Source organism: Coleofasciculus sp. F4-SAH-05 (genome assembly GCF_040222985.1).
Lineage (GTDB): Bacteria > Cyanobacteriota > Cyanobacteriia > Cyanobacteriales > Coleofasciculaceae > Coleofasciculus > Coleofasciculus chthonoplastes.
Genome location: NZ_JAVKBY010000171.1, coordinates 18722 through 28068 on the forward strand (window position 1 = coordinate 18722; position 9347 = coordinate 28068).

6 protein-coding genes and 1 pseudogene are annotated in these 9347 nt (G+C 43.6%); 5 read left to right on the top strand and 2 right to left on the bottom strand.

The window, feature by feature from the left end:
- Nucleotides 1–93: 93 nt before the first annotated feature.
- Together RIG27_RS20610 and RIG27_RS20615 are read left to right on the top strand one after the other, a co-directional pair.
- Nucleotides 94–2034, top strand: coding sequence for a response regulator (locus RIG27_RS20610; RefSeq protein ID WP_446348234.1), 1941 nt, complete (start codon nt 94–96; stop codon nt 2032–2034).
- An 11-nt stretch (nt 2035–2045) separates the two neighbouring features.
- Complete coding sequence (locus RIG27_RS20615) at nt 2046–4772, top strand: response regulator (protein WP_446348236.1); 2727 nt, start codon at nt 2046–2048, stop codon at nt 4770–4772.
- A 70-nt stretch (nt 4773–4842) separates the two neighbouring features.
- Here the strand turns inward: RIG27_RS20615 and RIG27_RS20620 are convergent, their stop codons facing one another.
- Nucleotides 4843–5475 carry an ester cyclase gene (locus RIG27_RS20620; RefSeq protein ID WP_446348238.1) on the bottom strand — a complete coding sequence of 211 codons (633 nt, stop codon included), beginning with the start codon at nt 5473–5475 and terminating at the stop codon, nt 4843–4845.
- On the opposite strand from RIG27_RS20620, the gene RIG27_RS20625 reads away from it, so the two are divergent.
- Nucleotides 5476–7080, top strand: a complete 1605-nt coding sequence (locus tag RIG27_RS20625; protein WP_446348240.1) for an Hsp70 family protein — start codon at nt 5476–5478, stop codon at nt 7078–7080.
- Nucleotides 7081–7336: 256 nt separating this feature from the next.
- Here RIG27_RS20625 and RIG27_RS20630 read toward each other — a convergent pair whose 3' ends face one another.
- Nucleotides 7337–7585, bottom strand: coding sequence for a hypothetical protein (locus RIG27_RS20630; RefSeq protein ID WP_446348242.1), 249 nt, complete (start codon nt 7583–7585; stop codon nt 7337–7339).
- 75 nt (nt 7586–7660) lie between these two features.
- Between RIG27_RS20630 and RIG27_RS20635 the strand changes: the two genes are divergently transcribed.
- Together RIG27_RS20635 and RIG27_RS20640 are read left to right on the top strand one after the other, a co-directional pair.
- Nucleotides 7661–8848 carry a tetratricopeptide repeat protein gene (locus tag RIG27_RS20635; protein WP_446348244.1) on the top strand — a complete coding sequence of 396 codons (1188 nt, stop codon included), beginning with the start codon at nt 7661–7663 and terminating at the stop codon, nt 8846–8848.
- Nucleotides 8849–8928: 80 nt separating this feature from the next.
- A pseudogene (locus RIG27_RS20640) lies at nt 8929–9347 on the top strand (hypothetical protein); the annotation flags it as partial.

The following is a 9347-nucleotide window of genomic DNA, read 5'->3' on the forward strand; positions in this document are numbered from 1 at the left end:
GATGGTTTAGGGACTAACCCTAATTAAAAACTAATAACTGAGCCACAAAACCCCCCCTGATTCAAATACCGAATAACATAAGACCAATAACAAATGACTAAAGGCAACCTCTTAATTGTTGACGACACCCCAGAAAACTTACAAGTTTTATCCGCCACCTTGTCAGATCAAGGCTATCAAGTGCGAGGTGTGGTCAAAGGAAAAATGGCAATTCGCGCCGCTAAATCCGCTCAACCTGATCTGATTTTACTGGATGTCCGCATGCCAGAAATGGATGGGTATCAAGTCTGTGAACACCTCAAAGCTGATCCAGAGACTCATGACATTCCCGTCATTTTTATTAGCGCAATTGATGATGTTTTGGATAAAGTCAAAGCCTTTCGCGTGGGAGGCGTTGATTACATTACCAAACCCTTTCAGGTAGAAGAAGTCTTAGCGCGGGTAGAGAATCAACTGATGATTCGGCGGCTATCCCAAGAAGTACGCGATCGCAATCAAAAATTAGAGCAGGAAATACAAGAGCGCCGCAAAGCAGAAAAAGCCGCCGCCGCCGCCTCGAAAGCGAAAAGTGAATTTTTAGCCAATATGAGTCACGAACTTCGCACGCCCTTGAATGCTATTTTAGGGTTTACTCAAGTGATGAGTCGTGATGTGAAACTGACGTCGGAACAACGCGAATATCTGGGTATTATTAATCGCAGTGGTGAACATTTACTGGACTTAATTAATGATGTCTTAGATTTATCGAAAATTGAAGCCGGTATTATTTCCATCTATGAAAGCAGCTTTGATCTGTATCGCTTGTTAGATAATTTGGAAGAAATGTTCCAAATTAAAGCAGAACAGAAAAACTTAAATCTAGTTTTCATCGTTGCACCCAATGTTCCGCAAATTATAAAAACCGATGCGAAAAAATTACGGGTTTGTTTGATTAATCTTTTAGGTAACGCGATTAAATTTACCGAACAGGGGACTATTACCTTACGAGTACATTTGGCAACTGAGGCGTTAACCGATCAAAACCCTTCATCATCCTTGTCAGCATTTACCCCCCGACTCCAGTTTGAAGTCGAAGATACGGGATCGGGTATTTCTCCGGCTGAAATTGACCACTTATTTGATGCCTTTGTCCAAACCGAAACCGGACAAAAAATGGCGGAAGGGACAGGTTTAGGGTTAACCATTACCCGCAAATTTGTGCAACTGATGGGGGGAACCATTACCGTCAGTAGTGTTGTCGGCAAGGGGACAATTTTTGAATTTGGTATTAAAATTAGTCCGGCAGATGTCTACCCCGTCACCCCCCAACCCCGTCAGCGTGTTATTGGTTTAGAACCCAATCAACCGATCTATCGTATCCTAGTGGCTGATGATACCCCAGAAAATCGTCTGTTGCTGATTAAATTACTCGAACCAATTGGCTTTGAGGTGCGGGAGGCGGCAAATGGAATGGAATGCTTAGCGTTATGGGAAACTTGGCAACCCCACTTGATTTTTATGGATACACGGATGCCAATGATGGATGGGTTAGAAGCAACACGACAGCTTAAAAGCAAAGAAAAAGAACGGTTATCTCAATCCAACTCAGTCCTAGATTTATCTAGAACTATTATTATCGCCTTAACCGCTAGCGCCTTTGAGGAAAGGCGAGAGGAGATTTTAGCCGTCGGCTCTGAGGATTTTGTCCGGAAACCGTTTACAGAGGAGCAAATTTTTGACACAATTGCCCACCATTTAGGAGTGCGCTATCGTTATCAAGAGTTATCGGAGGGCTTGCCTCTGCATCAATCCCGTTATGGCATAAGTCAGAGATCAGACTCGTTTTTCTGTTCAGAATTAGCCCGTCTCCCTTTAGCCTGGGTGACGGAATTAGCTCAGGCAGCTAATCAGTTAGATGAAGCAATGATTGCTCAGTTGATTCAAGAACTGCCGCCAGAAAAGGTAGATTTAGCCAAGGCATTAACGGATTTACTTCATAATTTTAGACTGGATGTTATTGTGCGAGTAACTCAGACTACCATCAATCATTCATAAGGACTAGAGCGATGCTAAGTCAACAAGTATCAACTGTATTGAATAAACCTAAAATAACGATATTAGTGGTTGACGATAACCCCAATAATTTACGCTTTTTATCGAAGGTATTGGAGAAAGAACATTATAATATTCAACGGGCTATTTGTGGTAAACTCGCCATCAATGCGGCAATAACGTCGCCTCCTGATTTGATTTTACTGGATATTGTCATGGCGGATATGGATGGGTATAGTGTTTGTCAATGTCTGAAGTCAAATCCAAAAACCCAAGACATTCCGATCATTTTTTTAAGTGCGTTGACGGAAGCGGCTGATAAAGTAAAAGCCTTGAAAATTGGCGGGGCTGACTATATTACTAAACCGTTCCAACCGGAAGAAATTCTAGTTCGCATCGAAAATCAACTACTCCTGCAACGATTACAGAACCAGTTAAAAGAACAAAATAGTCTACTCCAACAAGAAATTCGCGATCGCCAGCAAGCTGATAACCAACTTAGAGAACAGGCAAGACAGCTTAGTCATCAAAATAATTTACTACTAAAACTGGCTAAAAATCAAGTTTTATATAAGGGCAATTTAGAATTAGCGTTTCAGGAAATTACCGAAGTTACGGCTCGTACTCTTGAAGTTGAACGAGTCAGCATTTGGCTCCATAATATCCAAAAAACTCATATTGAATGTCTGGATTTATTTCAGCAAAGTACCTGCCAACATAGTGCTGGGTTAAATCTAGCCCTAGCGAACTATCCTATTTATTTCAACGCTTTAATTGAAACCTCCTTGGTTGTAGCAGATGATGCGATGCGCGATTTCAGAACCCGTGAGTTGATTGAGCCTTACCTACAGGAATTAAACATTACATCAATGCTAGACGCTCCGCTACGATTAGGGGGAGAAACTGTCGGGTTGTTATGCATCGAACAGATAGAAACCAGGCGACATTGGACAGCAGAAGAACAAAATTTTGCCCGTTCTATTGCCGATATCATTTCATTACGCTTAGAATCCCAAGAACGTCAACGAGCCGAAGTTGCCCGTCAAATTTCAGAAGAAAAATTTGCCAAAGCATTTAGTTGTAGCCCTGATCCGATTACGATTACCACCTACCCAGACGGACGTTATATTGATGTAAATCATAGCTTTCTTGAGCTATTGGGATATGAGTGGCAAACCGTAATTAATCATACGATGTTTGAGCTGAACGTGATAGTAAAACCAGAGAATATGGTTCAATTTGAACAGCGTTTACATCACCAAGGATCACTGGATAATTGGGAAACAGAATGGCAGACTAAATCGGGAGAGATTATTACCTTGTTATTATCGGCTGAGTTTATTGATTTGCATGGAAAACGCTGTGTAATCACCGTTGGTAAAGACATTACCGAACGCAAGCAAATTGAAGAAGATTTACGCCAAAGTAAAGAACGCTGGCAATTAGTGTTAAAAGGGAATAATGATGGAATTTGGGATTGGAATTTGCAGACAGGTGAAGTGTTTACATCGGAGCGATTTCAGGAAATTATCGGTAATCAAAATTGCCACGATGACAAATGCAAAATTGTACATCGTTTCGATGAATGGCTCAGTCGTATCCATCCCGATGATGTGGATGAAATCATTGAAACTACCCAAAAGTATTTAGAGCAAAAAATTTCGTATTATGAAATCGAATATCGCCTGAAATGCCAAGATGATACCTATAAATGGGTATTATGCCGGGGACAAGCCCTGTGGGATGAGGACGGAAAACCTCAGCGGATGGTGGGTTCACTCAAAGATATCTGCCAACGCAAACAAGCCGAGGAAGCCTTACATCAATCGATTCAACGAGAACAGGAAAAATCGACCCAACTGGAGACAGCATTGGCTGAACTCAAACGTGCCCAAACTCAACTGATTCATAATGAAAAAATGTCCAGCTTAGGGCAAATGGTGGCAGGTGTAGCTCACGAAATTAATAATCCTGTCAACTTTATTGGCGGGAATCTCATGTATGCTAAAAATTATTTTATCGATCTCACTCGCTTAATTAATGCCTATAGTGAAGCTTATCCCCATCCCCCAGACGCCATTCAAGAGATTATTGAGGATATTGATTGGGAGTTCGTCAGTGAGGATTGGCAGAATGTAATCAAATCGATGGAGATAGGTGCTGAGCGCATTCAGCAAATTGTTCAATCCTTACGCATTTTTTCACGACATCATGAATCCGAACGCAAAGCCATTGATATTCATGAGAGTATCGATAATACCTTAATCATTTTACGGCATCGGCTGAAAGCATCAGGCGAGCGCCCGAAAATCGAAGTCAGTAAACATTACGGAAACCTACCGAAAATTACCTGCTATGCTAGTCAACTAAATCAAGTGTTTATGAACTTACTCAGTAATGGAATTGATGCCTTAGACAATAAACCTGTCCCCCGACACATTAAAATTAGTACCGAAGTGGCTCAAAAGCATCAGAGTTCCGACGAGAATGGAGATGAACCACCAGCAACGGAATTCGCGGTGATTCGGATTGCGGATAATGGTGCCGGAATTAATGCCGATATTATTCCCCAAATCTTTGATCCATTCTTTACTACAAAACCCGTCGGACGCGGCACGGGATTAGGCTTATCAATTAGCCACGAAATTATTGTCGAAAAACACCAAGGTCAACTTCACTGTGTTTCCAATCCCGGTCAAGGAACAGAGTTTATTGTCGAAATTCCGATCAATCATGAATAATCAATGTTGCTATCGTGAGATGGGGAAGCCCCCACTATATTTAAAATTAGTGGGGGAGGATGTCACTGGATTAATGGACGGGACAACCTGCCGTCAGTTTCTGAAGAAATGCACTGTTGTCAAAATAATGTTCAACCGACTGAATTTTTAAATCTTCTGTCACCTGAGCAACACTAATACCAATAATTTCTATCGTTTCTCCTGTGGCGGTATGGTTTTTAAACGAGCCACTAAATGTCCCCCAGTGACGCCATTTAAAGACAACATTTGGTGGACCTGATAATACTTCAATGAGTTCCCAATGAAAACCATTAGGAAACGCACTGTGGAAAAGTTGATAGGATGAATCAAAGGACTCTTCTGAAGAACGATAATGTTCTGTATCGCCTAAGAATAGGTTATAGGTTCCGGCTTCAACAATATCCTCTGCTGTATATTCGGGACCTCCATTACTGCTCATGCGAAACTTATCGGTAACGATGGATAGCCACTGCTGAGGATTTGTCTTATGGGATGCTTCCATCTCAAATTTAAATGTCAATAAGTATAAATGCTTAGGAAATGATAAAATGCACAGCAGTAGATAAAGAAAATAGAAAACGGCGAACAGAAATGACGAATGACGAATGACGAATGACGAATGACGAATGACGAATGACAAATGACGAATGACGAATGACAAATGACAAATGACAAATGACAAATGACAAACTACGCAATTGATTTTGGCACAAGCAATACTGTCGTAACTCGCTGGAACGCCGCCACGGGAGAAGCGGAAACCGTCAACCTACCCGGATTATCAATACAACTTGCCCAAAATCCGCCCCTGATTCCCAGTTTGGTCTATGTTGAGGATGCCCAAAAGGGTAATGTTATTATCGGTCAAACCGTGCGCGATCGCGGCTTAGATCTTACCACCGATCCTCGCTTTTTCTCCAGCTTTAAACGGGGGATAGGCTCACAGATTCAGGGATTTTTGCCGGAATTGGATGAACAAACTATCAGTTTTGAGCAAATTGGACAATGGTTCCTCAGCCAAATTATCGCCAAACTCTCCCCTTCCCCCACCGACACGATTGACTGCTTAATTCTTACCGTACCCGTCGATAGTTTTGAGGCGTATCGCCACTGGTTAACAGGGGTTTGCCAATCCTTACCCGTGGAACAACTGCGGATACTGGATGAACCAACCGCCGCCGCTTTGGGGTATGGTGTAGCAGAAGGTGAAACCCTCCTCGTGGTGGATTTCGGTGGGGGGACTTTAGATTTATCCCTGGTGCAGTTAAATCAAGAGGTACAAACGGGAACAAAGCCCCTGGGGTTTATCCTTAAATGGGGGGAAAAAGTCTTAGGTGAACGTTCGGGACAAAAGCCCAAAATAGCCCGGGTACTCGCCAAAGCAGGGCAAAACTTAGGCGGTTCAGATATTGATAACTGGCTGGTGGATTATTTTGCCAAAACTCAAGGAATTTCGCGATCGCCCTTAACCACGCGATTGGCGGAACGGTTGAAAATTAAGCTATCGACAGAACCGACAGCCACAGAAGTTTACTTTAATGATGAAACACTAGAGAGTTATGAACTGAATCTGGATCGGCAAACCTTTGAAACCATTTTAACGGATCACCAATTCTTTGATAACCTGAATCAGAGAATGACCCAACTCCTGCAACAAGCACGGCGTAGTGGCATCGAAGTCGCAGACATTGATGCGGTATTATTAGTGGGGGGAACCGTAAAAATTCCCGCCGTACAAAGTTGGGTGAAGCAATATTTTAACGCCGAAAAGATTCGTTCCCGCAAACCCTTTGAAGCCATCGCCCAAGGCGCATTACAATTAGCTCAAGGCATAGAAGTCCAAGACTTCCTCTACCATAGCTATGGGATTCGCTACTGGGATCGACGGAATAACTGTCACAATTGGCATTCCATTATTAAAGCCGGACAACCCTATCCGATGAGTAATCCCGTGGAATTAGTATTAGGGGCGTCTGTAGAGAATCAACCGAGTATTGAGTTAATTGTCGGAGAATTAGGCGCAGAAACCGGAGCAACCGAGGTATACTTTGAAGGCGATCGCTTAATCACGCGCCAACTCGGTGGCGGCAAAACCGCAGTACAACCCTTAAATGATCGCGACGGTGCCAGAACCATTGCCCAGCTTACACCCCCAGCAAATCCGGGGCGCGATCGGATTAAACTCAAGTTTTCAGTGGATCGCGATCGCGCTTTACGATTAACAGTAGACGACTTACTCACCGAGCAAACCGTCTTACAAAACCAGATAGTCGCTCAATTAAGTTAAATGTTCGTAAGTGGGTGGACACAATTAAAGTTAACGAACGGTTGAGATTAGGGAACTCTTAACAGGGAACAGGGAGACATCCAGTTACTAAGACTAATGAAGTGGACTTTATTTTCCGATAACCATTACTTCCCCTGCTTTCCTTGAAGGGCGGGTTTAGCTAAGTTATCAGACATCGACAGAACGCTATTAGTAAAACCCGCCCCTACACCCTTACTCCCAGACGTAGCTACCTTCTGCCTTCTAGCTTTTTGTCCTAGGATTCCTGTTCCTTGTGCAATAATTCCTGTTTAGAATCACTCCAGTAGGCGCTATACGTCCAGACTTCACGACTTCCTTTATTTTCTACTGACCAACGATAAATAGCAGATTTTGGATTAACCCCAACCTCAATCAGCTTCGCTCCCATATAATATTCCATCTGGCGCTTAGTCATGTCCTTCGGACCACTGGGTTGACTCTTAGAGATTGTGCGAGACATGTGGGCTTGAGTCGGTTTTGGCATCGTTTTCTAGTATTAATGGTGAATCAACATATCTTATTGTTTCATGTTTGACTGTCACTAAAGAGGGAATTAAGTATGGATCTCAGTCTATGTATGATTGTGAAAAACGAGGAAGCCAGTTTACCCCAAGTTTTGGAGAGTGTGCAGCCAGTTGTGGATGAAATGGTGATCCTAGATACTGGATCGAGCGATCGCACGGTTGATATTGCTACAGATTATGGGGCAAGGGTTTATCATTTTCAATGGTGCAATGACTTCTCTGCCGCCCGCAACCATGCGCTGCAATATGTGCGAGGGAAGTGGGTGCTGGTGCTGGATGCGGATGAGGTGTTAACGCCGAAAATTGTACCCGAAATCCAACAGGCGATAAAAAACGATCGCAACTTGGTGATTAATCTGATCCGTCAAGAAGTGGGTGCGACTCAATCGCCCTATTCCCTGGTATCCCGTTTATTCCGCCATCACCCCGATCTCTATTTTTCTCGCCCCTACCATTCTCTGGTGGATGATAGTGTCAGTCAATTGGTGCAGCGAGAACCCGATTGGCAGGTGATTTCCCTGTCTACGGTGGGCATTTTACATTATGGCTATCAACCGAGTGCGATCGCGTCGTTGGATAAATATACTCGCGCCAAGAAAGCAATGGAAGGATTTCTGGCTGATCATCCGAATGATCCCTACTTGTGCAGTAAATTGGGGGCGCTTTATGTGCGAATCGGTAAAGTGGAGGAGGGGATTAGCCTGCTGAAGCGTGGATTCACGGATTCACAGGTAGATGCTGCTGTATTATTTGAATTACATTACCATTTAGGCAATGCTTACAGGAAACAGAATCAACTCCAACTAGCGGCAGATCACTATCAAGACGCCATCCAGCAACCGATTCTCTCCCAACTTAAACTGGGAGCCTATAATAATTTAGGCAATTTGTTATTCAGCGTGGGCGATTTAACCACAGCGAAACGGGCATACCAAACCACGGTGAACATTGATCCGAGTTTTGCCATGGGATACAATCACCTGGGGATGACCTTAAAAGCCTTGGGACAGTGGGAAGCCGCGATAACTGCTTATCAAAAAGCGATTCAACTGAATCCCGACTATGCCGACGCTTACCAAAACTTAGGGGTTGTATTATTTAAACTGGGACGAATACCTGAAAGTTCAGTAGCATTTGAGAGTGCGATCGCCCGTCATCAAGTCACCAATCCCCAGGAAGCGCAACGGTTACGTCAAGAGTTGCAAGGGATGGGGCTGCGATAAGGGGAAGCAATGTAGAGACGTAGCATGCTACGTCTGGAAGCTGGGGGAGAGAATTTACAAGTGACGAATGACGATCCCCAATGTCCACCTACTTACCCTCTGCGTTTGTGTCGATCGCGCATCCATTGAATTATACAACCGATGGGCAGGGCAATGAGCAAGGCAATAATAATATGAATAAAGACATTGACACCATTGTAGGTGGTACATTTCACCACACCTGCACCGGGACAAATCGGTGTATCGGAGTTGGTTTGATTCTGGATAAAGGTTTGGATGGGTTGGGAATCGACTTGGGAGGATATCCCACCCGAATCGCGAGGGGCTACCCCTTCAACGAAGTAAGGGGTAGGGGGATAGCGGAAAATGCGAGGGGTCAATCCCCGAAGTATTTTCAATCTCTCTCTTTCTATCCCATGTGGTGGTATAGTTTAGCCATGAAACAAGTTCTCACAATAGTTGTAAAGCTCCAACCCTCTCCTGAACAAGTTGCCTTCTT

What these genes read in the sequence shown, in the direction of transcription:
- RIG27_RS20610 (WP_446348234.1), top strand. Translation starts at nt 94, where the DNA reads ATGACTAAAGGCAACCTCTTAATTGTTGACGACACCCCAGAAAACTTA.
- RIG27_RS20615 (WP_446348236.1), top strand. Translation starts at nt 2,046, where the DNA reads ATGCTAAGTCAACAAGTATCAACTGTATTGAATAAACCTAAAATAACG.
- RIG27_RS20625 (WP_446348240.1), top strand. Translation starts at nt 5,476, where the DNA reads ATGACAAACTACGCAATTGATTTTGGCACAAGCAATACTGTCGTAACT.
- RIG27_RS20630 (WP_446348242.1), bottom strand. Translation starts at nt 7,585, where the DNA reads ATGCCAAAACCGACTCAAGCCCACATGTCTCGCACAATCTCTAAGAGT.
- RIG27_RS20635 (WP_446348244.1), top strand. Translation starts at nt 7,661, where the DNA reads ATGGATCTCAGTCTATGTATGATTGTGAAAAACGAGGAAGCCAGTTTA.